Origin of the sequence: Rhizobium mesosinicum (genome assembly GCF_019511345.1) — a bacterium.
In the GTDB taxonomy this organism is placed as follows: domain Bacteria; phylum Pseudomonadota; class Alphaproteobacteria; order Rhizobiales; family Rhizobiaceae; genus Rhizobium; species Rhizobium mesosinicum.
Genome location: NZ_JAEUAK010000005.1, coordinates 148,588 through 172,440, shown reverse-complemented (window position 1 = coordinate 172,440; position 23,853 = coordinate 148,588). Strand labels below are relative to the sequence as shown.

Sequence of the window (23,853 nt, the reverse complement as noted above, 5' to 3'; positions counted from 1 at the left end):
CAAGTTTATCGCTGAACTCTTTGAAGGAGGCCAACATGGCACCTCGCGTTCTCGTATCCGACGAACTGTCGGAAACCGCCGTCCAGATCTTCCGTGATCGCGGCGTTGAAGTCGATTTCCAGCCGCAGCTCGGCAAGGACAAAGACAAGCTGTTCGAAGTCATCGGCAATTATGATGGCCTCGCCATCCGTTCGGCTACCAAGGTGACCGAGAAGATCATCGAAGCGGCCAAGAACCTCAAGGTTGTCGGGCGCGCCGGTATCGGCGTCGACAACGTCGATATCCCGGCCGCGTCGCGCCGCGGTATCATCGTCATGAACACGCCCTTCGGCAACTCGATCACGACTGCCGAACACGCAATCGCCCTAATGTTTGCGGTTGCGCGCCAGCTTCCGGCTGCCGACACCTCGACACAGGCCGGCAAATGGGAAAAGTCGAAGTTCATGGGTGTCGAGATCACCGGCAAGACGCTCGGCGTCATCGGTGCCGGCAATATCGGCTCCATCGTCTGCGCCCGCGCCATCGGCCTGAAGATGCATGTCATCGCCTACGACCCGTTCCTCTCCAAGGAGCGTGCCGAAGAGATGGGTGTCACCAAGGTCGAGCTCGACGAGCTGCTCGCCCGGGCAGATTTCATCACGCTGCACGTGCCGATGACGGACAAGACCCGTGGCATTCTGAATAAGGAAGCGCTTGCCAAGACCAAGCCCGGCGTTCGCATCATCAATTGCGCCCGCGGCGGTCTCGTCGACGAAGCAGCGCTTGCCGATGCCATCAAGTCCGGCCATGTCGCCGGCGCCGCCTTTGACGTCTTCGAAGTCGAACCCGCCAAGGAAAGCCCGCTCTTCGGCCTGCCGAACGTCGTCTGCACACCGCATCTCGGTGCCTCGACCACGGAAGCGCAAGAGAACGTCGCTCTGCAGGTGGCCGAGCAGATGGCCGATTATCTCGTCAACGGGGCGGTTTCGAACGCCATCAACATGCCGTCGATCACGGCTGAAGAAGCGCCGATCCTGAAGCCGTTCATCAGGCTGGCCGATGTCCTCGGCGCTTTCGTCGGCCAGGTCACCGAAGAGCCGATCAAGGAGATCGAGATCCTCTATGACGGCGTAACCGCCAGCATGAACACTCGGGCGTTGACGTCTGCGGTTCTCGCCGGTCTGATCCGTTCGCAGGTGGCTGACGTCAACATGGTTTCGGCCCCGATCATGATCAAGGAAAAGGGCATCATTCTCTCCGAGGTCAAGCGCGACAAGTCGGGCGTCTTCGACGGCTACATCAAGCTGACGGTGACGACGGAATCCATGACGCGTTCTGTCGCCGGCACGGTCTTCTCTGATGGCAAGCCGCGCTTCATTCAGATCAAGGGCATCAATCTCGACGCCGATGTCGGCAGCCACATGATCTACATCACCAATACCGACGTTCCCGGCATGATTGGCTTCATCGGCACGACGCTTGGTGCTGCCGGTGTCAACATCGCCAACTTCCAGCTCGGTCGCGACAAACAGGGCGGCGATGCCATCGCCCTGCTCTATGTCGATGCTGCAGTTGACGATGTCGTTCTGAACAAGTTGACAGCCAATCCGGCGATCCGCCAGGCAAAGCCGCTGACCTTCAACGTCGACTGAATTTTCCTCCCAAGGAGAGACATGGAAAAACCGGTCCGGTCTTCGAGCCGGTTTTTTCTATAGTCCAGCGCATGTCGCCAGTGATCTGCGATCAGTGGCGGCGGGTGGCATTCGTGTGGTGATGCAGGAAAGTGTCTCTGTTCGCATCGAACACCCTGAAGAACTCGTCCCAGGAAATGTTCTCGACAGGGTTTTCCGGCCCGTCGAAATCGACGCCGACCTGGCCGCTTCTGATCCGGGCGGGATGGCCGCCGCGTGCTTCGATCCATTCCCGAATTTTATCATGATCTGTGATTGTGGACGCGCCCATCACCGCCTCCCTGCGGACGGGTTGTATTTTCAACTAGAAATAACTCCTCGGAAATGAATTGGTTCCAACTGAAAATCAGGTATGCGTCCAACCTTCGTCCTGGCGACCCGGGTAGAACTTTCAGTCCAAGCCGCTGGATGGCTGGCTTGAGGCACAGATCGACCGCCGGCTGAAGACGGCATCAGCTTGAGATCATGGCATCGAAGGTATCGGCAGCCTTGCTGCGATAGCGCTCCTCATGGCGCAGCAGGAAGAAGGGACGGGGTTGGGCCGGCACGTTCACCTCGGTGAGAAAACCGTTGCGCAGCCTCATTGCAACAACGCTTCGTGACATGAGTGTCGCGCCGATACCGGCTTCGACAACGCCAACGAGCGGTTCGTTTTCCGGCAGCACCATCGCCACTTCCAGCGCCTCAATGTCGAGGCCGGCCTTTTTCAGAAGACTTTCGAAGGCAAGGCGGGTCCCTGATCCCTGTTCGCGCAGGACCCATTGTGTCTGAGGAAAATTGGACGGACTGCGTGCTTTCCCGTCCGCCCAGGGGTGATTAGGAGCAACGACGACGATCATCTCGTCAAGAGCGACTTGCCTTGCCGAAACGCCACGCCTTTCACTCGGCCACTCGATGAGGCCTACCTCCACCTCGCCATTGGCAACAGCGTCCGAGACTTCAGCTGTGTTGCCGATGCGGATTGTCAGTTCGATGCCCGGATATCTGCGGTGGAACGCGACGAGCCGTGGCGATAGCCAATAGCCGCCGATCGTTTGGCTCGCCATGATCGTAAGTTCGCCGTGCATAAGGCCGGAGAGGTCTACGAGTGCGGCTTCCGCCGCCTTTGCACTTGTCAGCACAGCATGTGCTTCCTTCAGGAACAGCTTACCGGTCCGGTTCAGCACGATCGAGCGGCCGACGCGGTCGAAGAGGGTGACGCGATGGCGTGCTTCCAGTGCTGTAATTGCGGCGCTAACGGCCGACTGGGTCATGTTCAGGTGAGCCGCCGCCTTCGTAATATGCTGACGCGCCGCCACCTCTACGAAGATTCTGAGCTGTTCCAGTGTCATGTCACCTCCATCAACCATTCGATTTTATCGAATATAATGACAAAGATAAATCGTTGGAATCGATTATTTGGCGCCGATATGAAAGCGGTCAACGAAAGGAAACCAACTATGGCCGCCCTGCATCTATCTCCTTCTGCACCGATTGTTCGCCCGGGGACGCATGTCTTGCGCCACTTCACGCCGAACTGGTTTGCGACGACAATGGGGACCGGCATCCTTGCCGTCTGCTTCGGTCAGTTTCCGGGTTTGCCGGCAGTCCACACGACGGGCGAGATGCTGTGGCTCGCGAATATCGGCCTGTTTGCAGTGTTGACCTGCATCTATGCCGGGAAGTGGTTGCTACACTCCGGCGCGGCACTCAGGGCATTCGACCATCCCGTCGTCTCGATGTTCTTCGGTTGTATTCCGATGGGCCTTGCCACTATCGTCAACGGTTTCCTGATCTTCGGATCAGGTCTGTTGGGTGAGATAAGCGTCTCTATCGCAGCGGAGCTATGGTGGGTGGATGCGGCGTTGGCAGTTTTGGCGGGTCTTGCCATTCCGCTGGTCATGTTCACACGGCAGCAGCATGCAATCGAGGATATGAGCGCCGTCTGGCTGTTACCGATCGTCGCTTCTGAGGTCGCGGCAGCAAGCGGCGGGTTATTGCTGCCGCATCTTGCCGAAGGCGCGCAGCTTCCGGTACTTTTTGCAAGCTTCGCGCTCTGGTCCTGCTCGGTGCCGCTGGCCCTCGGCATTCTCGTCATCCTCTTCCTGCGCATGGCTCTTCACAAGCTGCCACACGCCAGCATGGCAGCGACGAGCTTCCTTGCCCTCGGCCCTGTCGGTACCGGCGCACTTGGCCTCGCTCTGTTTTCCATCAATGGCGGGCAGGCTCTTGCAGCCGGCGGGCTTGGTGCGCTGGCTCCGGCGATTTCGGGTGCGGCTTTGCTCGGTGCTGTCTTGCTTTGGGGCTATGGCCTCTGGTGGCTTGGTCTGGCGGTCGCCATCACCATCAACTATCTGCGGCAGGGTTTGCCCTTCAATCTCGGCTGGTGGGGTTACACCTTCCCGATCGGCGTCTATGCCGTCGCGACACTGCGGCTTGCCAATATCTTTCCATTGCCGGCGCTGACGGGGTTCGGGGAGGTTTTGGTTGCAGCCCTTGCCGCAATCTGGGTCGTCGTCGCCATCCGCACGAGCTGCGGCGCCTATAATGGTTCGCTCTTCGTCGATCCGTGCCTGGAGAGCTGATCGCCTGGCGCCTTCACAACTGGCTCGATCATTCGTTATTTTGAGAATGTAGTCAGCATTGCATACTCCGCGGGGCTGAAAAAGGAGGATGCGCATGAAACGCTATGCGCTGTCGATGGTCGGTCTGGCACTCGTGACCGCCTTATCGCCAATCCGGGCATCGCACTTGCGCGCAACAAATTGATCGACACCTGAGCCGATATCACCCATCCTTTTCCCAAAGGCGCAGCTCCGGCTGCGCCTTTTTTTGATGCCTTTCCCTTTTCCATGCTGCATTGCACCCTAACTGTGCCTGCATGACGGAGTTTCTGAACGACATCCGTGCCGGAGGCATCTGGCTGCCGGACTGGCTGGCGAGCGTCATCATCTTCGCAGTCGTCATCTCGGTGACGCTCTTTGCGCATCGCATTCTCTTCCGTCTGCTGACGCAGTTGGTTGAAAGCAAGGATCTCTTCTGGCGCTCGCTCGTCTCACGCCTGAAGCGGGTCGTGCGGCTTGCCATGCTGGTGGCCGCCCTTTCCTTCGGGGCAACGATTGCGCCGCTGACGGATACGCAGTCGGCGACTGTCCGGCATATCCTGCTCATTTTCTTCATCGTGCTCGTTGCCTGGATGGCCAAGACCGTCAAGCATATCTGGATGACGGTCTATCTCAGGCGTTTCAAGCTCGATGCCGAGGACAATCTCCTTGCGCGCAAGCACGTGACGCAGACGCGTATCATGGAACGCGTCGTCGATCTGTTGATCGTCATGGTGACGATTTCGGCCTGTATGATGACCTTCGATGCGGTCCGTCAATATGGCGTCAGCTTGCTCGCCTCCGCCGGTGTGGCGGGTATCGTCGTCGGTCTCGCACTGCAACCTGTGCTGAAAAATCTGTTTGCCGGCATTCAGCTCGCCATCACCCAGCCAATCCGCATCGACGATGCGCTGCTGGTCGAAGGCGAGTGGGGCAGGGTGGAAGAGATCACCTCGACCTATGTCGTCGTGCAATTGTGGGATTGGCGGCGGATGATCCTGCCGCTCAGCTACTTCATCGAGAACCCGTTTCAGAACTGGACGCGTGAAAGTTCGGCCCTGATCGGCACCGTCATGATCTATCTGGATTATAGCGTGCCGGTCGAGGCCATCCGCAGGAAGGTGGAAGAGATCGCGCAAGGTTCAAAGCTCTGGGATCGGCGCGTAGTCAATGTTGCCGTTACGGATTTTCGTGAGGCGGTCATGGAAATCCGTATTCTCGTATCGGCATCGAATTCCGCCCGCACCTTCGATCTGCGCTGCGAGGTGCGCGAGAAGCTGATCGATTTCATCCAGCGCGAATATCCGGCATCCTTGCCGCATGTGCGGGCGGTGATGAACGAACCGCCCGCTCGAGGCCGGCGTGAGGCGGCAGAATAGATCTACCGCATCGGCGCTTCTGCTTCGCCTTCCACCGGCGTCGTGGCGATCTGCGATTGCGCGTCGCCGGAGGCGACGGCTGCGGGCAGAGGCACCTGGCGCTTGCGTTCGCGGATCAGCGTCAGCAGGCCGGAGCAGATGATGAGTATGATGCCGAGAGCCATCGGCAGATCGACGCTGTCGTTGAAGAAGAGATAACCGAAGGCGATCGCCCAGATCATCTGGCTGTATTGCGGTGTCGCAACCAGCGTTGCGGGGGCAAGCCGCGCGGCGGTCATCAGCATGACATTGCCGGCAGCGCCAAGCAGGCCGTAGCTGGCAAGAAATAGCCATTGCTGCAGGCTTGGGACGACTACCTGCGAGAGCATGAGCAGGCCGCTGACGATGAGGGTGCCGAGCAGCGAAGCGCCATAGAGTGAAAGGCGCTTTTCGGCCGGGCCGAGCTTGCGCAGGATGACGATGGCTATGGCCGCCGCGATCGCTCCGATGGTCGCTGCCAAATGGCCGACGGACAATTCGCGGAAGCCAGGTCTGAGAACCACCAGCACTCCGAGGAAGCCGACGATGACGGCTGCCCAGCGCTGCCAGCGCACATCTTCCTTCAGGAAGATCACTGAAAGAATAGTGACGAAGGAAGGCAGCAAGAAGAGAAGGCAGAAGGCCTCTGCCATCGGCAGCTTGGTGAAGGTGATGATGGAGGCGATTGCGCCGGTCGCACCGGCCGCAAAGCGCACCAGCCAGAGCGGCCGGTTCGTCGTCCTGAAAATGTCGAGCCATGAATCACCTGGCCCCTTGATGAAGGGCAGGGCGGCAAGGCTGAGGATCGCACCCGTGAAAGCGACCTGGAACGAGGGAACCGTGCCGTGCAGGGCCTTGATGGATGCATCGCTGAAGGCAAAGACGGCATAGGCCGCAAATGCGACAAGGACGCCACGAAGCGTGGTGGAGGCGGCTGTCATTTATCCGAATCTCTAAAAGGTGGGTCATTTCATCTACGTGATGAAATACGGCCCAGCAAAGGTCGATTGCGAATAGCTGCAATGCGTGACCCGCGCATGACCCGCCGGAACGCTGGCCCTTGCGCGGAGACGCAATAGTTTCTATATCCGTCGCCCATGCAAGCTGGCGGCCGATCCCGCCGGAACACAGGAAATCCGCCACATTCCGACGTGAGAAAAGGCGGATCGAAACAGCACAGAATTTGGCAGCACCCGTGAACACACTGGATTTTGACAAGAAGCCGGAAGACACCCGTGTCGTTGTCGCCATGTCTGGCGGCGTTGACAGCTCCGTCGTGGCCGGGCTTCTCAAACGCCAGGGCTATGATGTGCTGGGCATTACGCTGCAGCTTTATGATCATGGGGCGGCGGTCCACCGCGCCGGCTCTTGCTGCGCGGGCCAGGATATCGACGATGCGCGCCGCGTCTGTGAAACGCTCGGCATTCCTCATTACGTGCTCGACTACGAGAAGCGGTTCCGCGAAACCGTGATCAATCCTTTTGCCGACAGCTATGTCGCCGGCGAAACGCCGATCCCCTGCGTTGCGTGCAACCAGACGGTCAAATTCGCCGATCTTCTTACCACCGCCAAGGAACTCGGCGCCGATGCGCTGGCGACGGGCCATTATATCCGCTCGCGCCCGAACCCGTCATCCAGCAATCCCGGTCGCCGCGCGCTCTATCGCCCGGCTGATGCCGACCGCGACCAGAGCTATTTCCTCTTCGCCACGACGCAGGAGCAGATCGACTATCTGCGCTTTCCGCTGGGTGGACTCCCCAAGTCGGAAACGCGCCGGCTGGCCGAAGAGATGGGTCTCGTCGTTGCCAAGAAGGCCGACAGCCAGGACATCTGTTTCGTGCCGCAGGGCAAATATTCCGACATCATCACCAAGCTGAAGCCGAATTCGGCTTTGGCCGGTGACATCGTTCATCTCGACGGCCGCATCCTCGGCCAGCACGAAGGCATCCTGCATTATACAATCGGCCAGCGGCGCGGCATCGGCATCGCCACAGGCGAGCCGCTCTATGTCGTCTATCTCGACGCTCGCTCGCGCCGCGTCATCGTCGGCCCGAAAGAAGCGCTCGAAACGCACCGCGTTTATCTGCGTGACGTTAACTGGCTGGGCGACGAGACACTTGAGGTCGCAGCCTCAGGCGAAGGCTTTGCCTGCTACGCCAAGGTACGCTCCACCCGCGCGCCGGCACCTGCCGTCCTGCATAGCGATGGGAGCGGTGTCTATGTCGATCTGACGGTCAGCGAAGCCGGTATCGCGCCCGGCCAGGCTTGCGCGCTCTATTCGGCACCCGGCGACGACGCCCGCGTCTTCGGCGGCGGCTTCATTGAGCGTTCCGAGCGCGAGGCTGAAGCAGAAGCCTCACTGAAGGCGCTGCTTTCCAGCCACGCAATGGCCTGAAACGGCAATAAACGGCACTTCGGAAAGCCCACCGTTTTTCTCCATCATGTGCTTGACACAAAGCGGAAGCGCACCTTATAAGCCGCACATCCCACGAACCGGAAGCGCTTCGCGAACGGTATCGTTTGACCAGTGGCGGAGTAGCTCAGTAGGTCAGAGCAGAGGAATCATAATCCTTGTGTCGGGGGTTCAAATCCCTCCTCCGCTACCACTTTTCCCGTGTCCAGCCCGGAGACATAGGTAACAAAACGTACCTGACACATGGGTGACAACCTCGTGCCGAACGGGTTGTCGATGGTTTGCAAAGTCCTCTGCTCCAGGTCGATATATCCCAGATCATAATGCATGAAGCTGACGAGCCAAATACCGTCGTCGACTTCCTTGAGCCCCAGTTTCTGGCCGGCCAGCACCGTCGATATGTTGATCTTCTTGCGATAGATGCAGATGCGGCCGCAATTGGTGACCAGCGCCTCCCGATCATGGAAGGGGTAGTCGATCTCCGGCAGGCCCTGATAGAGTCGTGACGACGCGGCGTAGAGATCTGCCGGCACCTTCATGTTGAGCGCCTCGTGCGGCCGTTCCTGATTGAATTCGCTGACGAAAGCATCGAAGCGGGCCTGCTGCTGGAGGATGTTTTTGCCGGATGGTCTGGTCGCCTCTTTCTTCAGCGTCAGGTGCATGCGCTCATGCCGGCCGTTTTGTTGGGGACGGCCCGGCCTGATGCGCTCCAGCGTGATCCCGAGCCTCAGCCACCACACCGACAGTTTAGACAGATTGTAGAGCCCGTTTGGGCTGGCGAAAGGCAAGCCGTTGTCGCTTCTGATGGCGGCTGGCAAGCCGCGCTCGACAAACAGCCGACGGAAGGCGTCGAAGACAGCCGGTTCTCGCGTCGACTCAAAGGCTTCGCAGGCGAGAAGATAACGTGACGCCTGGTCGGTGACCGTCAATGGGTAACAGTATTGACCATTGCCAAGTTTGAACTCGCCCTTGAAGTCGGCACACCAAAGATCGTTCGGCAGTAATGCCAGTGACAAGGCTGTCCCTTCGGCTCGATGTCGCTGCCGCTTGCGGGCATGGGCGACCAGCCCGTGCCGGTCAAGAACGGCATGCACCGTACTCTTCGACGGCACGCGCACATCGCCGGCTAGGCGCCTCACCAAAAGCTCCCTGATCTTCCTGGCACCCCAATGCGGCTTGCTCTTCTTGCACGAGACAATCATCGCCTCGACCGGCTCAGGTAGCTGGTTGGCATAACGCACCGGCCGTCGAGACCGATCCGTCAGCGCCTCCAGGCCGTCGTCCTTATAGCGATTGAAGATTTTGTAGCCGGTCTTGCGCGAAATGCCGAATGCACGGCACACATCGCTCATCCCTTCGCCCTCTAGTAGCCGGGCGACAAATCGCAGACGTTCCTCCATCACCGAAGTCTCTTTCCACGGCATCAACACCTCCCGCCAAAAGCGAAAAGTGTTACCCATCTCTCCGGTACAAAACGTCACCTATCTCTCAAGTCGGGCAAAGCCCGCGCAAGCGGGCTTTTTTCTTTTGTGGTTTTCTCCGTTCCTTACACGTTGGTTTATCCCGCCGGTGGCATACGCTCCCGCCGCTCGGAGGACCGTGTTCTCCATTAACACATCGGTTGCCCCCAAACATCCAAATTTTAGAATTTTCTAACGAACAAATAGACGCTACGATGGTTTTCTTCGGAGGAGGAAACGTCAATGAAGAAGATGGACAATCGGCAGGTTCGAATTCCCGGCCCGAAAGATCAGGACATCACCGAGCATTGCCGGAAATTCGGCATAGGCCCGGCCGAGGAGAAAAAGCTGAAGAAGCTCCTTGGCCATCGGGCGCCGCTCCATGAGATACAGGCGAATGCTCCGACGCCTCAGCCGAAGTGGCGCTAACTGGAAGCTGTTTTCACCCAGAGCTTTGCCGTGACGGCGCCTGCCCGCTCTGGCGCAGCTGAGAGCTTTATGGTTCCCAACAGCCTGAAATAAAAAAGCCCCGCCGGCGGCATTCGGCGGGGTAGATGGGGAAAGCTCTCCGAAAGGTGGCAGGAGAGCTTTTGCATTTCAGCAAGACTGAAAGGATGAGGCGAGGGCACTTTTGCCGGATTCGGTACAGCTCGCTTAAAAACCCGTAATTTTTAGTGGGAAAATTTGCGATTTCGGCCTTGCGCCGTTTTTTGGCAAGGAGAGCACGCCGTCGTAACGACGCGCCCGCCTTCCGGTGTCGTCACTCGGCTGCCTGCAGCTTGTCCTGCGTCTTCGTGTCGAAGTCGCTGGCGTCATGGCGTTCACGAAGCTGGCTGGAGGGCTCGCCGCTGACACGGTTGACCATGCGGCCGCGCTTGACGGCCGGGCGGTCGCCGATCATGTTGGCCCAGCGGTTTACATGCTTGTATTCCTGCACCTGCAGGAATTCGGCGGAATCACCGTACATCCAGCCTTTCACAAGGCCGCCATACCAGGGCCAGATCGCTATGTCGGCTATGGTGAGCTCGTCGCCGGCGATATATTCGCTTTCGGCCAGGCGCCGGTCGAGCACGTCGAGCTGGCGCTTGGTTTCCATGGCAAAGCGGTTGATCGCATATTCGATCTTCGTCGGCGCATAGGCATAGAAATGGCCGAAGCCGCCGCCGAGATAAGGCGCGCTGCCCACCTGCCAGAACAGCCAGGAGAAACATTCGGCGCGCTTGGCCGGATCCGTTGGCAGGAAGGCGCCGAATTTTTCGGCGAGATAGGTGAGGATCGCGCCGGATTCGAAAATGCGCACCGGCTTCTCGCCGCTGCGGTCCATCAGGGCCGGGATCTTGGAGTTCGGATTGACTTTGACGAAGCCGCTGCCGAATTGGTCGCCATCTCCGATCTTGATCAGCCAGGCATCGTATTCCGCGCCGCTGTGGCCAAGTGCCAGCAGCTCTTCAAGCATGATGGTGATTTTCACGCCATTCGGTGTTCCCAGCGAATAAAGCTGCAGCGGATGGCGGCCGACCGGCAGTTCTTTCTCGTGGGTCGGCCCTGCAATCGGGCGGTTGATGTTGGCGAATTGGCCGCCGTTTTCCTTGTCCCAGGTCCAGATCTTTGGGGGCGTATACTCGGACGAACCGGTCATGTGAGCTCCTGACAGAATAACTTCGTGCTTTGAATGAAGGCCCCAATCCTTAACCTCAATTGGGACGCATGAACATATTGGTAGCAGTGAAGTTATTGTCATCGGGGCGGCGGCTTTTTTGTTGCCGCCGCCAGCCGCATTAGAAGCTGAGCTTGCTCTTCTGCTGTCCCTCGGCATCGAAGTTCTCGGGCGAAAGCCATGCCTCATATCCGGCCTTCAGCTTCGGCCAGTCGCTGTCGATCATGGCAAACCAGGCGGTGTCCCGATTGCGCCCCTTCTGCACCATATGCTGGCGGAAAACGCCCTCGAAGGCGAAGCCGAAGCGCTGTGCTGCGCGCTTGGAGGGTTCGTTGAGGTTGTTGCACTTCCATTCGAAGCGCCGGTAGCCGAGCGTGTCGAAGACGTAAGCTGCGCAGAGATAGAGCGCTTCGGTCGCAACCCGCGTGCGTGCGATATCAGGTCCCCAAAGGATGTTGCCGATCTCGATGACGCCATTGGCGGTATCGATGCGCATCAGCCCCTGCCGGCCCTCGGCGCGTCCCGTTGCCTTGTCGATGACGGCAAAGAACAGCGGATCTTCGCTTGCGACGGACTTTTCCAGCCAGGGCGTGAAGGCTGCCATGTCGGCTGGCGCGCTTTCGAAGAGATAGCGGAAACGGTCCTCCGCCCCCGGCTGCTGTGCCGAGCGGAGCAGATCGGCGCCGTGTTTTGCGGCGTCCAGCGGTTCCAGGCGGACGTAGCGGCCTTCGATCGGGGCGCGGGCGGGGCGGGCAACGCCCTTCCAGTCTGCAAGATCCTTTGTCATATCCGTCATTCCATTGAACTTATGCATTGAACTCCGACTGCTCTTGCCTTGCAAATGGACTGGAGTAAAAGTCCAATTCTGATCTTTTCAGCAGACCAGTTGACGCATGACATCAGCACCCGCGTGGTTGAGCCTCGATCGAAACGGTGGCGATCTAACCGGCCAGATCTATCGAAGCCTGCGCGAGCGCATCCTGCTTGGCCAGCTTCCGGCTGGTCACAGGCTGCCGTCGACACGCGCCTTGGCGGCCTCGCTCGGTGTCGCGCGCTCCACGGCCGTGGAAGCCTATGACCGGCTGAAGTCCGAAGGTTATATCGAAGCTTCTGCGGGTGCCGCGACGCGGGTTTCAACACTTGAACGAATGCGACCGGAACGGCAGCGGGATAACGGCGCGCACGTTGAGGAAAAGAGGCCCGACCTGCCTTCCTATCGCGGTCTCTTCCGGCCCGGTGTGCCAGATGTATCGGATTTCCCGCATGCCGCCTGGAGCCGTCACCTTGCCGCACGCAGCCGCTCGCTGCGCGGCAATCATCTCGGCTATGAGAGCCCGACCGGCATCCGCGAGCTGCGCGAAGCTATCCTTGAGCATGTTTCCGCAACGCGCGGGGTGATCGCCGAGCCGGAGCAGGTCATGATCATGCCCTCCACGCGCGCGGCGATCGACATGCTGGCAAGGACCATGCTGAGAAGGAGCGGCCGCAAGACGGCATGGATGGAAGACCCCGGCTATCCCGCCGCGCGCTTGCTGCTCGGCGATGCAGGCGCCGAGGTCGTGCCGGTCCCCTGCGACGATCAGGGTATCGATGTTTCCAGGGTGGACGGCGCGCAGCCGGCGCTGATTTATGTGACGCCATCCCATCAATATCCAACTGGCGCTACGCTCAGCCTGCCGCGCCGGCTGGCGCTGCTGGAGGCGGCGCGCAGTCACCAAAGCCTTGTCGTCGAGGACGATTACGACAGCGATTTTCAGTATGGTTCGCGGCCGATCGCCGCCTTGCAGGGCATCGACAGGGCGGAGGTGGTCGCCTATGTCGGCACCTTCTCCAAGGTGCTGGCGCCTGGCCTGCGTGTCGCCTATGCCGTCGTGCCGCGCTGGCTGGTGGCGGAAGCCTCTGAGGCGCTGCATCGGCGCGGCGTTGCCGTCTCCACCCATATCCAGGCCGCTCTTGCCGATTTCATCAACGAGGGCCGCCTGCGCGCTTACTTGAGGCGCATGAACCAGCAATATGCAGAACGCATGGCCCGCACGATCGGAATGCTGGAGAGTCGTTTTGACGGAAGACTCGCCATTTCCGGCGGCAATGGCGGGCTGCAGCTTGCGGTCTGGTTTCGAGACGAAACCGCGGACGACCGGGCGGTCGTCGCGAGGATGAATGCATCGGGATACGGCCTGATGCCGATGTCCGGTTTCTTTATCGGCAGATCCGCTCCCGGCATTCTCTTCGGCATCTCGCAGGCGGAAGCGACCGCCGTTGAAAAACTGGCGAGCGATATCAGGCTGGTGTTAGGTTAGAAACACTTGCGCCCGGACATGGTCCGGGCGCAGCGCTCACGTGGGCGCCCTTCAAGCGGCGGCGAAGGGCACGGCCACGAAGGTTTTGTTGCCGCCCCGTTCGATCAGGAGCAGCACCGACTTCCGGCCGGACTTGCCGGCATCGGTTACGGCGGTTTTGACGTCACGGGCGTCATGCACCGGCTTGTCGTTCACCGAGACGATCACGTCGCCGGGCTGGATACCGGCCGCTGCGGCCGACTTGTCCGGATTGACGTTGGCAACGAGGGCGCCGACAACGCTGTGGGGCAGGTTGAGCTGCTGGCGGATATGAGGCGTCAGGTCGGCTAGGCCGATGCCGAGGCTCGGCTGACTGGCAGCCTGGCCCAGGTCGTCGCTGCTTTCGACGGCGGCCTGCTTCTGCGTGTCTTCATTGCCGCCGACGGTGACATTGAGATCGACCGCCTTGCCGTCACGCCAGACAGTCAGCGTTTCCTTGGCACCCGGCGACAGGTCGGCAACGAGGCGCGACAAGTCTTTCGGCGTTTTGACGTTTTCACTGCCGACCGCGGTGACGATATCGCCGGTCTTTACCCCGGCATGGGCTGCAGGTGCGCCGGTAGAGACGGCGGCTACCAGCGCGCCTTCAGCCTTGGGGAGACCGACGGCATCGGCGACGTCCTTGGTGACCGGCTGGATCTGCACGCCGAGATAGCCGTGATCAATCGAGCCATCCTTCTGCAGCTTGGCAACGATCGCCTTGGCTTCATCCGAGGGAATGGCGAAGCCGACGCCGACGCTGCCGCCGTTCGGCGAGTAGATGGCAGTATTGATGCCGACGACATTGCCATCGCGGTCGACCAGCGGGCCGCCGGAATTGCCATGATTGATCGGCGCGTCGATCTGGATGAAGTCGTCATAGGGGCCGCTGTGCAGGTCACGGCCGCGGGCCGAGACGATGCCGGCCGTCACCGTCGTGCCGATGCCGAACGGATTGCCGATGGCAAGGATCTGGTCGCCGAGCTTCAGCTTATCGGAATCGCCCCAGGCGATAGTCGCAAGCGGATGCGGAGCCTGGATCTTCAGAACCGCAAGGTCGGACTTGGCATCCGCCCCAAGCAGCTTTGCCGGCAGCTCGGTGCCGTCGTCGAGCGTGACCTTAATGTCGATCGCATTGTCGATGACGTGGTTGTTGGTGACGATTACGCCGTCAGGGCTGATGAGGAAGCCGGACCCGAGCGCCATGGCATGCTGCGAACCGTGCTGCTGCGGTGCCTGGTGCGGCAAAGGAATGCCCTGCTGTTCGAAAAACTGGCGGAACTGCTCGTCCATCGGCGAATTGTCGGCGCTGGCGTTGGTTGCCTTCATCGTGGTGGTGATTGTCACCACTGCCGGCTTGTCGGCATCGACGACGGAAGCAAATGAGCCGCTGGAGGCGAGAATGCCGCCGGTCTCAGCCGGCGCAGCAAGAGCTTTCGAAGACGAGGAGATGGCGAAGGGCAGGGAGGCCGCGCCGAGAACGATGGCCGCTCCGACAAGTGCTGCGGCCCTGTGCTTGCGAAGAATGTTTGACATGATGGAGTCCCGTGCGAGAGCGTTGGCATTAGATGGCGTCTTGGTTCCATGCCATGGACCTTGGCGTCGAAGAGTATCGCTGCCAATTCATGTCATTATTACTTGGATCGTCCGTATATTCTTTGGTGAATACTGCGAACAGCAGGAATTGGCGCTGGATATCTATATGACCAGTTTCCGCAGGGTTTGCAAATTAAACATTGATCATGTTTATATTACAGCATTGTAAGGTATTACTATAATTTAATCTTGGTTGACTAAGCGCGGCGCTATTCTCCCCGCGCCGCCTGTTTGATGCACGCGGGTGCCGGAATGGTCAAATATGTTGAATTTTTCGATTTCGCGTTTAGCCGAACCGGATCGCTTCCGGCCTTTCAATTATCGAACGTGGTTCGACGCGCGCAAAGCCAAAGCAATGAAAAAGGGGCCGGTCGGCCCCTTTTCCTTAGATATCGCTTGCCGCGCTCGACCAAAGTTCGGCCGCTTCCGATGCTGTCATGCGGCGCACTTCCGCCTCATGACGGCGGTTGGCGAAAAGCTCGCTCGCCATGATCTGCTCTGCGAGATCGGCCGGAAGCGAAAGAATGACGCGGGCATCATTGCCATGGAGACCGCTGACATCGGCACGCTTGCTGGTCACCATGCCGCCGGCGATCGTGTTGTTGGTTTCAGGGTCGATCAGGATGAAGGAGCCGGTCATGCGGTTCTGTTCATAGGGATCGAAGATCGCGGCTTCGTCGAAAACCAGGCGCACCTTGCCGATGGCATTCATGTAGAGCCGCTGGGCGGAATTCCATGAACCGCTCTTCAGATCCAGCTGGCTGACAGGCTCGACCTGAACACGCTGGCGGCGAGAGCCGCTTTTCAGCCAGTAGCGCTTGCCGGCCTCGATGCCTTCAGGCTGCAGAGCAACCACCTGTGCATCGAACGAAAGACCGGTCTGCGGCTGGCTGTCGATCGACACGATCATGTCGCCGCGCGCCACATCTACCTGGCGATCGAGGACGAGCGTGATCGCATCACCCGCAACGGCCGCATTGCGCACCAGGTCGAAGGTCACGATCTTGCTGACATTGGCGACCATGCCCGAGGGCAGGATCATGACGCTGTCGCCAGGCTTCACCGAGCCGCCGGCAACCGTGCCCTGATAGCCTCGGAAGCTTTCGCCCGGGCGCGAGACGCGCTGTACGGAGAGGCGGAAGCCCGTCGATTGACCGGAACGGACGGTTGCGTGCTCCAGCGTCTCGACCAGCGTCGGACCATTATACCAGGGCATGGCTGCCTGCCCGGAATAGACGACGTTTTCACCCTTTAGCGCCGACATCGGGATCGCGGTGATCTGCTTGACGCCGAGCGAGAGCGCAAATTCCTTGAACTCGTGGGTGATCTTGTCGAAGCCGGCACGGTCGTAGTTCGTCAAGTCGATCTTGTTGACGGCGAGTACGAACTGCTTGATGCCGAGCAGCGAGGCGATCGTCGCATGACGGCGCGTCTGCTCGAGAATGCCGGCGCGGGCATCGACCAGCAGCACGGCGAGATCGGCAGTGGAGGCGCCGGTCGCCATGTTGCGCGTGTACTGCTCGTGGCCGGGCGTGTCGGCGACGATGAAGGAGCGCTTGTCGGTCGAGAAATAGCGATAGGCGACATCGATGGTGATGCCCTGTTCGCGCTCTGCTTGCAGGCCGTCGAGCAGCAGCGCGAAATCGGGCAGGCCGAGATCGTTCTGCTTGCCGGTGGAATCGCGGCGAAGCGTCGCCGCCTGGTCTTCCTTCACTGCCTTGGTGTCCCAGAGCAGGCGGCCGATCAGGGTGGACTTGCCGTCATCGACGCTGCCGCAGGTGATGAGGCGCAACGGACGCGAGTCGCGCACGGCCTTCAGGGGCTCGGCGGCGGGCACAGCGACGGCGTTTGCGGGAACTACTGCAGTCATCTCAGAAATATCCTTCACGCTTCTTCTTTTCCATGGAGCCGGACTGGTCACGGTCGATGGCGCGGCCCTGGCGCTCGGAAACCGTGGCGATCTCCAGCTCCGCGATGATGTCTTCAAGGGTGGTGGCGGTCGAGCGGATCGCGCCGGTCAGCGGGAAGCAGCCGAGCGTGCGGAAGCGGATGAAATCTTCCTGCCTCGTTTCGCCAGGCAGCAGCTCGAGGCGCGGATCGGAGGCCGCAATCATCATGCCGTCGCGCTCTACATAGGGGCGCTTGGCCGCGAAATAGAGCGGCACGATCGGGATTTCCTCGGCCTGGATGTAGCGCCAGATATCCACCTCGGTCCAGTTGGACAGCGGAAAGACGCGAACGCTTTCGCCCTTGCGGATCTGGCCGTTATAGACGTTCCACAGTTCGGGGCGCTGATTGCGCGGATCCCAGCGATGGTCGGGCGTGCGGAACGAATAGATGCGTTCCTTGGCGCGGGAGGCTTCCTCGTCGCGCCGAGCGCCGCCGAAGGCTGCGTCGTACTGGCCGGCATCCAGCGCATTGCGCAGCGCTTCTGTCTTCATGATGTCGGTATAGCGGGCCGATCCATACGTGAACGGCGTAATATTTTCAGCCGCACCGCGCGGATTGATGTACTCGATCAGATCGAGATCGTACTTCTTCACGATCTCGTCGCGAAAGGTGATCATCTCCGCGAACTTCCAGCCGGTATTCACATGCAGCAGCGGGAAGGGCACGCGGCCGGGATAGAAGGCCTTGCGGGCCAAGTGCAGCAGCACGGAGGAATCCTTGCCGATCGAATAGAGCATCACCGGACGCTCGAATTCGGCAGCAACTTCGCGGAAGATGTGAATCGCTTCGTTTTCCAGCGCCTTCAGATGCGGGTCGAGCGGCGGCTTGGCGCTCTGCGGATTGGTCAGTTGCGTATCCTGACGGGTATCGGGCATTTCGTACTCCAGACTTTTATTGCTGCACGGCGATCGCTGCCGCCTCTTCGGCGACATGCAGGCCGCATTCGCGCTTCTCATCCTGTTCCCACCACCAGCGGCCGGCACGCTCAGGCTCGCCGGGCTTGATCGCTCGGGTGCAGGGCTCGCAGCCGATCGAGGGATAGCCGCGGGCATGCAGCGGATTGATTGGCACACCATTGTCGGCGACGAAGGCCTTGATCTTGTCGATGTCCCAGTCGGCGAGCGGATTGACCTTCAGCAGGTGCCGCTCGGCATCATATTCGGCGAACGGCGTCTCGGCGCGGTTGGCCGACTGGCCGCGGCGCAGGCCGGTGATCCAGATGGTGGCGCCTGCCAGCGCTCGCGCAAGCGGCTTCAGCTTGCGCACGCCACAACAGGCATGCCTGGCTTCGACGCTCTCATAGAAACCGTTCATGCCGTATTTCGCCGCATAGGCGTCGATGTCGGCCTGCTCCGGTTCGTAGCGGGTGATGTGAATGTCGTATTGGCTCTCGGTCTCACTGATCAGATCAAGCGTTTCCTTGAAAAGCCGGCCTGTCTGCAGCGTGACGACGTCGATCGGCAGGCGATGCGTGCCGATCTCGGCTGTGATGACCTGGTCCTCGATGCCGAGCGAGGTGGTGAAGACCACGCGCCCGCCAAGGCCGGCGACGAACGAAAGCCGGCCCGCGAGGTCGAGACCCGAAAGCTTGTCAGCCAAAGCCTCGGCTTCTTCGATCGGATTGATAACAGTCATGGGGGATCCTGTCCTTAATATTTGCCGGAGTATCGCAGCTCAAGGATGGATCGGACAGAAAAAGGGATTTCGAAAGGACTGCTTAGCGGAGCAAATATCTCTCCCATCCCGCCGCAATGCAGAAAAGCAGCCGCAGGCGCAGAAACCGCACCTCGAACTTAATGTCTATAAAAATAGTAGAGTTACACGGTGCCTGTCAATTGGAAATCTGAATTGATGGCACGGATGATGAAAATTGCCCTGTTTTGACATAGATTACCAGCTGTTGGCTGAGGGTAAAAAACAAGGCCAAAATACTTGTCTCTCAAGGCTTTTCCAGCGCGTTCAAATTCCGTTCATGCTGGCCGTGCAATAGAGGCAATTAGCTTTTTTGGCGATGTCGGATTCGACACCGCTCTGTGTGTGTCGACGGTCCGAGATGATTACGCAAAAGGCGAAATATGCGCTGCGGGCGCTGACGGTTCTGGCGGAAGCTACGGCCGACGAACCCGTTATGATTTCCGACATTGCCGTGCAGCAGAAGATCCCGAAGAAATTTCTGGAACAGATACTGCTCGACCTCAAACATCATGGCATAGTCGTCAGCCGTCGCGGCAAGCAGGGCGGCTACCTGCTGCTGAAGCCGGCCCACAGCATCACCTTTGGCGAGATCCTGCGCGTCATCGATGGCCCGATCGCGCCGCTGCCCTGCCTGTCGATCACTGCCTATCGCAAGTGCGATGATTGCGACGGCGAGCAGACCTGCCAGATTCGTCACGTTTTCGCCAAGGTAGCGGACGCCACCCGCAAGGTGTTGTTCTCCACGACGATTGCCGATGCCGTCGGCACCAAGCGGGGTGCTGAAGTCACGCGCCTTCTCGCCTGATCCGTTTCCTCCGACTCACCGATCTCTAGGAATCGGTGAGCGCTCTTTTCATTTCCACCTGACTGCGCATTCGGGTAGGGGGAAAATTCTCTGATGCGATTGCTCAGCCGCGCCCACGCATGAATTGCAGCACCCGTTGGCCGATCCTGTCCAAAAAGCCGTCGGCTCGCGAATGCCTCCTGAACGATATCTTCGGCCTCTGCTACCGACCCAGCATACGATAGGCAACTCGCGTCAAGCGCGGGCGCAGCGGATTGAAGGCGGCCATGGCGCTTCTCCCTCTGCCGCCGTCATCGCTCAGCCTCTCTTTCGTCCAGCTTGGCCATAGCCATGCCATCGCCTTCACTCGCCGGTTCGAGAAGGCTGGACGAGATGAGGTGGCCATTTGTTACATGCTGTCCAGTTTTTATTCGCTTCGGTCAAGACGCGCTCGACAGAGAGGAGTTGTTTAAAACTCAACCGCACGCTATCTTGCATCGCAATTGCAACGCATGAGGCAGATCATGAAAACGGCATCGCTCCCATCCCTTCGCGTCGATCCTGAATTGCGCGCCGCCGCCGAAAGCGTTTTGAAAGAAGGCGAGTCCTTGTCGTCGCTGATCGAGGACTCTCTTCGCCGCCAGATCGATTACAGAAAGACCCAGGCGGAATTCATTGCACGAGGGCTGGCCGGCTTGGCGGAAGCGGAACGCACGGGTGTCTATCACACGAATGCCGACGTCATGGAGCTGATACGCAAGAAGCTTGAAAAGGCGAAAGCGCGCAAGGCCGCTCAACAGAAATGACCTTCGAGCTGAAGTATACTCGAACCTTCTATGAGGATTTGGAGCGGCTTTCAGAGTTTCTTATCGAACACGATCCGACTCTGGCGGAACGTGCCATCAGCGGCATTCAAAAAGCTCTGATGATACTGCAGGACTTTCCGCTGATGGCGCGACGCGCATCTGCGGATGATCCGTTGCTACGTGAACTTGTCGTCCCGTTCGGCTCAGTCGGATATGTCATTCTTTTCAAAGTGACCGATGAAGCGACCGTCATCGTGCTCGCCATCCGTCATCAGCGCGAAGAAGACTATCACTGACTACCGGTCGCTCACCGCCGCGCGAGGATTGCTCCATGGTTCCTGATTGGAGCGCGCCAACAGTTGCTTGCCGAGAATATGGTCTGCGGCCTTCTCGCCCGTCATGATCGATGGGCCGTTGAGATTGCCGTAGGTCACATGGGGGAATATCGAGCTGTCGGCAACACGCAGGCCATCGACGCCGATCACCCTTGTATCGGGATCGACAACTGCCATCGGATCGTCTTTCGCGCCCATCCGGCAGGTGCCGCAGGGGTGATAGGCGCTCTCCAGATGCTCGCGCAGGAAGGCGTCGATCTGATTGTCGGTCTGGACCTTCTCGCCCGGCTGGATTTCCGGGCCGCGATAATGGTCGAAGGCCTTCTGGCCGAAGATCTCGCGGGTGAGGCGCACGCAGTGGCGGAACTTCTCCCAATCTTCGGCATGGCTCATATAGTTGAAGCGCAGCACCGGATCTGCCTTCGGGTCGGCTGAGCGTAGTGTGACATTGCCCCGTGACTTGGAGAGATTGTAGCCGACATGCACCTGGAAGCCGTGCGTATTGGCCGCAGCCTTGCCGTCATAGCTGATGGCGACTGGCAGGAAATGATATTGGATATCTGGTTGTTTCAGGCCGGGTGCCGAACGCAGGAAGGCGCAGGCTTCGAACTGGTTGGAAGCGCCGAGCCCGCCCTTGGAAAGCAGCCATTGCGCGCCGGCCACCCCCTGCCAGAACCATGGCAGCCAGGAATAGAGCGACACCGGCTTTGTCGATATCTGCTGGAAATAGAATTCCATATGGTCCTGCAGATTGGCGCCGACGCCCGGCCGGTCGACCTTTACCTCGATGCCCATGTCCTGCAGATGGCCACCTGGCCCGATGCCTGACAGCATCAAAAGCTTCGGAGAGTTGAAGGCGGAGGCCGAGACGATCACCTCGCGATTGGCCTTGACGATCTCGGTTGCGCCGCCGCGCTCGATTTCCACGCCGGCCGCGCGGCCGTTTTCGATGATGATCCTGCGCGCAAAGCCCTTAACGAGCTCAACGTTCGGCCGCTTCAGCGCCGGCTTCAGATATGCGCTCGCCGCCGACCAGCGCCGGCCGCGATGGATGGTCTGTTCCATCAGCCCGAAGCCCTCCTGCTTCGACCCGTTATAATCCTCGGTCGTCTCGAAGCCGGCTTGCTTTCCGGCATCGATGAAAGCGTGGAACAGCGGGTTCTTCATCACGCCGCGCTGCACATGCAGCGGCCCGTCCGTGCCACGCCAGCCTTCTTCTCCGCCGTGCGAATGCTCCATGCGCTTGAAATAGGGCAGCACGTCCGCATAGGCCCAGCCATTCGCGCCGAGCTCTTCCCATCGGTTGTAATCTTCGGCATGGCCACGCACATAGACCATGCCATTGATGGAGGAGGAGCCGCCGATCACCTTGCCGCGCGGCGCGGTGATGCGCCTATTGTTGAGATTGGGCTCAGGCTCCGACAGATACCCCCAATTATAGCGCTTCATGCTCATCGGCCAGGCAAGGGCCGCCGGCATCTGGATGAACGGCCCGAAATCCGAGCCTCCCGCCTCGATGACGATGACCGTGTTCTTGCCGTCTTCCGAAAGCCGGTAGGCCAGCGCCGAACCTGCCGAGCCGGAGCCGACGATGACGAAATCTGCCTGTTGCATGCTGTTCCCTTTGGATTGTCGTGTGCAACGGATGATCTGGATTTCCTCTCGCACCCCTTGTGGTGAGGGGTTGGGGAGGGGACTTTATTAGTAAGGCGAGGCGACCGGGCCCATGCCGACGTAAACCGTCTTCAGCTCGCTATAATGCTCAAGTGCTGCCAGCGAATTCTCGCGCCCGAAGCCTGATTGCTTCGATCCTCCGAACGGGATTTCGACCGGGCAAAGATTGTATGTGTTGATCCAGAGCGTACCGGCCTCGAGCTGATCGACGACACGGTGAGCGCGTGTCAGGTCGGCGGTGAAGACGCCGCCGGAGAGGCCGAACTCCGTCGTGTTGGCGCGCTTGATCACCTCGGCTTCGTCGTCGAAATCGAGCACACACATGACCGGGCCGAAGATTTCTTCGCGGGCGATCGTCATGCCATCAGTCACATCGGCAAAGACGGTCGGCTGCACATAATAGCCTTCGCCGGTTACGTGATTGGGAATGCCGCCGCCGGTCACCAGAGTTGCGCCCTCGGCCTTGCCCTTTTCGATATAGGACAACACCTTTTCGCGCTGCGCCCAAGACACCATCGGGCCGAGCTGGCTGGCTTCGTCCAGGGGGTCACCGATGAGGATCGCTTCGGTGCGCGTCTTTAGCCGTTTCAAGAATTCGCCCTTGATCTTCTTCTGCACGAAGACCCGCGTGCCGTTGGAGCAGACCTGGCCCGTGGAATAGAAATTGCCGAGCATGGCGCCGCCGACGGCGCTGTCGAGATCGGCATCGTCGAAGACGATTAACGGTGACTTGCCCCCGAGCTCCATCGTCACGTGCTTGAGCTGGCCTGCAGCCGCCGCGGCCACCTTGCGCCCGGTCGGGACCGAGCCGGTCAGCGACACCTTGGCGACATCGGGGTGATTGACGAGCAGCGGCCCGGTATCCCTGTCGCCCTGGATGACGTTGTAGAGGCCCTTCGGCAGGCCGGCCTCGTACAGGATCTCGGCAATCTTCAGCGCGCCGAGCGGCGTAGTCTCCGAGGGCTTGAAGACCATCGCGTTGCCGGCCACCAGCGCCGGCGCGCCTTTCCAGCAGGCGATCTGCTGCGGATAGTTCCAGGCACCGATGCCGACGCAGACGCCGAGCGGGACGCGTTTCGTATAGGCAAAATCCTGGCCGAGCGGGATATGCGAGCCGTTCAGTCCCGCCGGTGCGATGCCGCCGAAGAATTCGAAGGCGTCAGCTCCCGACGTCGGGTCGGCAACGATCGTTTCCTGTATCGGCTTGCCGGTATCGAGCGTTTCCAACTCCGAAAGCTCGCGGTTGCGCTCGCGCATGATCTCGGCCGCGCGCTTGAGGATGCGCCCGCGTGCCATCGGGCTCATGGCCGCCCATTCCGGCTGCGCGCGTTTGGCAGCCGTGATCGCCTTTTCGATGATAGCAGGCGTTGCGGCATGGAGCCGGGCGATCACTTCGCCGGTTGCCGGATAGATGCTTTCGATGAGGGTGCCGCCTTCATCCTCGACATATTCCCCGTCGATGAAGTGCGATGCTTTCGGCTGGGCTTTCATGTCGCTGGTCCCTGGCTGGTTGTCA

At 59.9% G+C, this 23,853-nt stretch carries 20 protein-coding genes, 1 tRNA gene and 1 pseudogene; 10 read left to right on the top strand and 12 right to left on the bottom strand.

The genetic code is table 11. The features are described 5' to 3' along the window. The first annotated feature begins 35 nt into the window (after window positions 1-35). A complete protein-coding gene (serA, locus tag JNB85_RS15340; RefSeq protein ID WP_220335200.1) occupies window positions 36-1,631 on the top strand; it encodes a phosphoglycerate dehydrogenase in 1,596 nt (531 codons plus the stop codon). 91 nt (window positions 1,632-1,722) lie between these two features. Here serA and JNB85_RS15335 read toward each other — a convergent pair whose 3' ends face one another. Together JNB85_RS15335 and JNB85_RS15330 are read right to left on the bottom strand one after the other, a co-directional pair. Continuing rightward, entirely contained in the window at window positions 1,723-1,941 is a 219-nt protein-coding gene (locus JNB85_RS15335; RefSeq protein WP_220335198.1) for a hypothetical protein, read from the bottom strand. 181 nt (window positions 1,942-2,122) lie between these two features. Beyond that, a complete protein-coding gene (locus JNB85_RS15330) occupies window positions 2,123-3,001 on the bottom strand; it encodes a LysR family transcriptional regulator (protein ID WP_220335196.1) in 879 nt (292 codons plus the stop codon). Between the two features lie 108 nt (window positions 3,002-3,109). On the opposite strand from JNB85_RS15330, the gene JNB85_RS15325 reads away from it, so the two are divergent. Continuing rightward, the gene (locus tag JNB85_RS15325) at window positions 3,110-4,234 is read left to right on the top strand and encodes a TDT family transporter (protein WP_220335194.1); all 1,125 of its coding nucleotides are present in this window, start codon (window positions 3,110-3,112) and stop codon (window positions 4,232-4,234) included. Window positions 4,235-4,530: 296 nt separating this feature from the next. Beyond that, complete coding sequence (locus JNB85_RS15320; RefSeq protein ID WP_220335192.1) at window positions 4,531-5,631, top strand: mechanosensitive ion channel family protein; 1,101 nt, start codon at window positions 4,531-4,533, stop codon at window positions 5,629-5,631. Window positions 5,632-5,633: 2 nt separating this feature from the next. Here JNB85_RS15320 and JNB85_RS15315 read toward each other — a convergent pair whose 3' ends face one another. Next, window positions 5,634-6,590, bottom strand: coding sequence for a DMT family transporter (locus tag JNB85_RS15315; RefSeq protein ID WP_220335191.1), 957 nt, complete (start codon window positions 6,588-6,590; stop codon window positions 5,634-5,636). A gap of 254 nt (window positions 6,591-6,844) precedes the next feature. Between JNB85_RS15315 and mnmA the strand changes: the two genes are divergently transcribed. Next, window positions 6,845-8,044, top strand: a complete 1,200-nt coding sequence (gene mnmA / locus JNB85_RS15310; protein ID WP_220335189.1) for a tRNA 2-thiouridine(34) synthase MnmA — start codon at window positions 6,845-6,847, stop codon at window positions 8,042-8,044. Between the two features lie 134 nt (window positions 8,045-8,178). Further along, window positions 8,179-8,255: transfer RNA gene (locus tag JNB85_RS15305), tRNA-Met, on the top strand. 49 nt (window positions 8,256-8,304) lie between these two features. On the opposite strand, the pseudogene JNB85_RS15300 reads toward JNB85_RS15305, so the two are convergent. After that, window positions 8,305-9,486 (bottom strand): annotated as a pseudogene (locus JNB85_RS15300) (IS481 family transposase); the annotation flags it as partial. Window positions 9,487-9,765: 279 nt separating this feature from the next. Between JNB85_RS15300 and JNB85_RS15295 the strand changes: the two are divergent. Continuing rightward, entirely contained in the window at window positions 9,766-9,951 is a 186-nt protein-coding gene (locus JNB85_RS15295) for a hypothetical protein (RefSeq protein ID WP_183745033.1), read from the top strand. Between the two features lie 331 nt (window positions 9,952-10,282). Here the strand turns inward: JNB85_RS15295 and yghU are convergent, their stop codons facing one another. Together yghU and JNB85_RS15285 are read right to left on the bottom strand one after the other, a co-directional pair. Beyond that, a complete protein-coding gene (gene yghU / locus JNB85_RS15290) occupies window positions 10,283-11,161 on the bottom strand; it encodes a glutathione-dependent disulfide-bond oxidoreductase (RefSeq protein ID WP_220335187.1) in 879 nt (292 codons plus the stop codon). Window positions 11,162-11,300: 139 nt separating this feature from the next. After that, the gene (locus JNB85_RS15285) at window positions 11,301-11,966 is read right to left on the bottom strand and encodes a GNAT family N-acetyltransferase (protein ID WP_220335186.1); all 666 of its coding nucleotides are present in this window, start codon (window positions 11,964-11,966) and stop codon (window positions 11,301-11,303) included. Window positions 11,967-12,072: 106 nt separating this feature from the next. Here JNB85_RS15285 and pdxR point away from each other — a divergent pair, with 106 nt between their 5' ends. Beyond that, on the top strand, window positions 12,073-13,479 hold the full coding sequence (gene pdxR / locus JNB85_RS15280; protein WP_220335184.1) for a MocR-like pyridoxine biosynthesis transcription factor PdxR: 1,407 nt from the start codon (window positions 12,073-12,075) through the stop codon (window positions 13,477-13,479). Between the two features lie 51 nt (window positions 13,480-13,530). Here the strand turns inward: pdxR and JNB85_RS15275 are convergent, their stop codons facing one another. The 4 genes from JNB85_RS15275 to JNB85_RS15260 form a co-directional block, all read right to left on the bottom strand. After that, on the bottom strand, window positions 13,531-15,033 hold the full coding sequence (locus JNB85_RS15275; protein WP_220335183.1) for a DegQ family serine endoprotease: 1,503 nt from the start codon (window positions 15,031-15,033) through the stop codon (window positions 13,531-13,533). Between the two features lie 445 nt (window positions 15,034-15,478). Next, complete coding sequence (cysN, locus tag JNB85_RS15270) at window positions 15,479-16,963, bottom strand: sulfate adenylyltransferase subunit CysN (protein ID WP_220335182.1); 1,485 nt, start codon at window positions 16,961-16,963, stop codon at window positions 15,479-15,481. Window position 16,964: 1 nt separating this feature from the next. Then, the gene (gene cysD, locus JNB85_RS15265; protein ID WP_220335180.1) at window positions 16,965-17,918 is read right to left on the bottom strand and encodes a sulfate adenylyltransferase subunit CysD; all 954 of its coding nucleotides are present in this window, start codon (window positions 17,916-17,918) and stop codon (window positions 16,965-16,967) included. Window positions 17,919-17,934: 16 nt separating this feature from the next. Beyond that, complete coding sequence (locus JNB85_RS15260) at window positions 17,935-18,678, bottom strand: phosphoadenylyl-sulfate reductase (RefSeq protein ID WP_220335179.1); 744 nt, start codon at window positions 18,676-18,678, stop codon at window positions 17,935-17,937. 418 nt (window positions 18,679-19,096) lie between these two features. On the opposite strand from JNB85_RS15260, the gene JNB85_RS15255 reads away from it, so the two are divergent. From JNB85_RS15255 to JNB85_RS15245, 3 genes are all read left to right on the top strand, one after another. Continuing rightward, window positions 19,097-19,543: an RrF2 family transcriptional regulator gene (locus JNB85_RS15255; protein ID WP_220335178.1), complete on the top strand. Its 447-nt coding sequence runs from the start codon at window positions 19,097-19,099 to the stop codon at window positions 19,541-19,543. Window positions 19,544-20,046: 503 nt separating this feature from the next. Further along, window positions 20,047-20,328, top strand: a complete 282-nt coding sequence (locus tag JNB85_RS15250) for a YlcI/YnfO family protein (protein WP_220335177.1) — start codon at window positions 20,047-20,049, stop codon at window positions 20,326-20,328. Next, on the top strand, window positions 20,325-20,624 hold the full coding sequence (locus JNB85_RS15245; protein WP_220335176.1) for a type II toxin-antitoxin system RelE/ParE family toxin: 300 nt from the start codon (window positions 20,325-20,327) through the stop codon (window positions 20,622-20,624). The genes JNB85_RS15250 and JNB85_RS15245 overlap by 4 nt, the downstream gene beginning before the upstream one ends. On the opposite strand, the gene betA is transcribed toward JNB85_RS15245, so the two are convergent. Next, the gene (betA, locus tag JNB85_RS15240) at window positions 20,625-22,277 is read right to left on the bottom strand and encodes a choline dehydrogenase (protein WP_220335174.1); all 1,653 of its coding nucleotides are present in this window, start codon (window positions 22,275-22,277) and stop codon (window positions 20,625-20,627) included. It abuts the gene before it with no gap. Window positions 22,278-22,364: 87 nt separating this feature from the next. Then, window positions 22,365-23,828, bottom strand: coding sequence for a betaine-aldehyde dehydrogenase (gene betB / locus JNB85_RS15235; protein ID WP_220335173.1), 1,464 nt, complete (start codon window positions 23,826-23,828; stop codon window positions 22,365-22,367). Window positions 23,829-23,853 lie beyond the last annotated feature (25 nt).

Coding starts and splice junctions, on each gene's coding strand:
- pdxR (WP_220335184.1), top strand. CDS start 12,073: ATGACATCAGCACCCGCGTGGTTGAGCCTCGATCGAAACGGTGGCGAT.
- JNB85_RS15295 (WP_183745033.1), top strand. CDS start 9,766: ATGAAGAAGATGGACAATCGGCAGGTTCGAATTCCCGGCCCGAAAGAT.
- JNB85_RS15325 (WP_220335194.1), top strand. CDS start 3,110: ATGGCCGCCCTGCATCTATCTCCTTCTGCACCGATTGTTCGCCCGGGG.
- JNB85_RS15330 (WP_220335196.1), bottom strand. CDS start 3,001: ATGACACTGGAACAGCTCAGAATCTTCGTAGAGGTGGCGGCGCGTCAG.
- JNB85_RS15285 (WP_220335186.1), bottom strand. CDS start 11,966: ATGACAAAGGATCTTGCAGACTGGAAGGGCGTTGCCCGCCCCGCCCGC.
- betB (WP_220335173.1), bottom strand. CDS start 23,828: ATGAAAGCCCAGCCGAAAGCATCGCACTTCATCGACGGGGAATATGTC.
- serA (WP_220335200.1), top strand. CDS start 36: ATGGCACCTCGCGTTCTCGTATCCGACGAACTGTCGGAAACCGCCGTC.
- cysN (WP_220335182.1), bottom strand. CDS start 16,963: ATGACTGCAGTAGTTCCCGCAAACGCCGTCGCTGTGCCCGCCGCCGAG.
- yghU (WP_220335187.1), bottom strand. CDS start 11,161: ATGACCGGTTCGTCCGAGTATACGCCCCCAAAGATCTGGACCTGGGAC.
- JNB85_RS15255 (WP_220335178.1), top strand. CDS start 19,097: ATGATTACGCAAAAGGCGAAATATGCGCTGCGGGCGCTGACGGTTCTG.
- JNB85_RS15275 (WP_220335183.1), bottom strand. CDS start 15,033: ATGTCAAACATTCTTCGCAAGCACAGGGCCGCAGCACTTGTCGGAGCG.
- JNB85_RS15260 (WP_220335179.1), bottom strand. CDS start 18,678: ATGACTGTTATCAATCCGATCGAAGAAGCCGAGGCTTTGGCTGACAAG.
- cysD (WP_220335180.1), bottom strand. CDS start 17,918: ATGCCCGATACCCGTCAGGATACGCAACTGACCAATCCGCAGAGCGCC.
- JNB85_RS15320 (WP_220335192.1), top strand. CDS start 4,531: ATGACGGAGTTTCTGAACGACATCCGTGCCGGAGGCATCTGGCTGCCG.
- JNB85_RS15315 (WP_220335191.1), bottom strand. CDS start 6,590: ATGACAGCCGCCTCCACCACGCTTCGTGGCGTCCTTGTCGCATTTGCG.
- betA (WP_220335174.1), bottom strand. CDS start 22,277: ATGCAACAGGCAGATTTCGTCATCGTCGGCTCCGGCTCGGCAGGTTCG.
- JNB85_RS15335 (WP_220335198.1), bottom strand. CDS start 1,941: ATGGGCGCGTCCACAATCACAGATCATGATAAAATTCGGGAATGGATC.
- JNB85_RS15250 (WP_220335177.1), top strand. CDS start 20,047: ATGAAAACGGCATCGCTCCCATCCCTTCGCGTCGATCCTGAATTGCGC.
- JNB85_RS15245 (WP_220335176.1), top strand. CDS start 20,325: ATGACCTTCGAGCTGAAGTATACTCGAACCTTCTATGAGGATTTGGAG.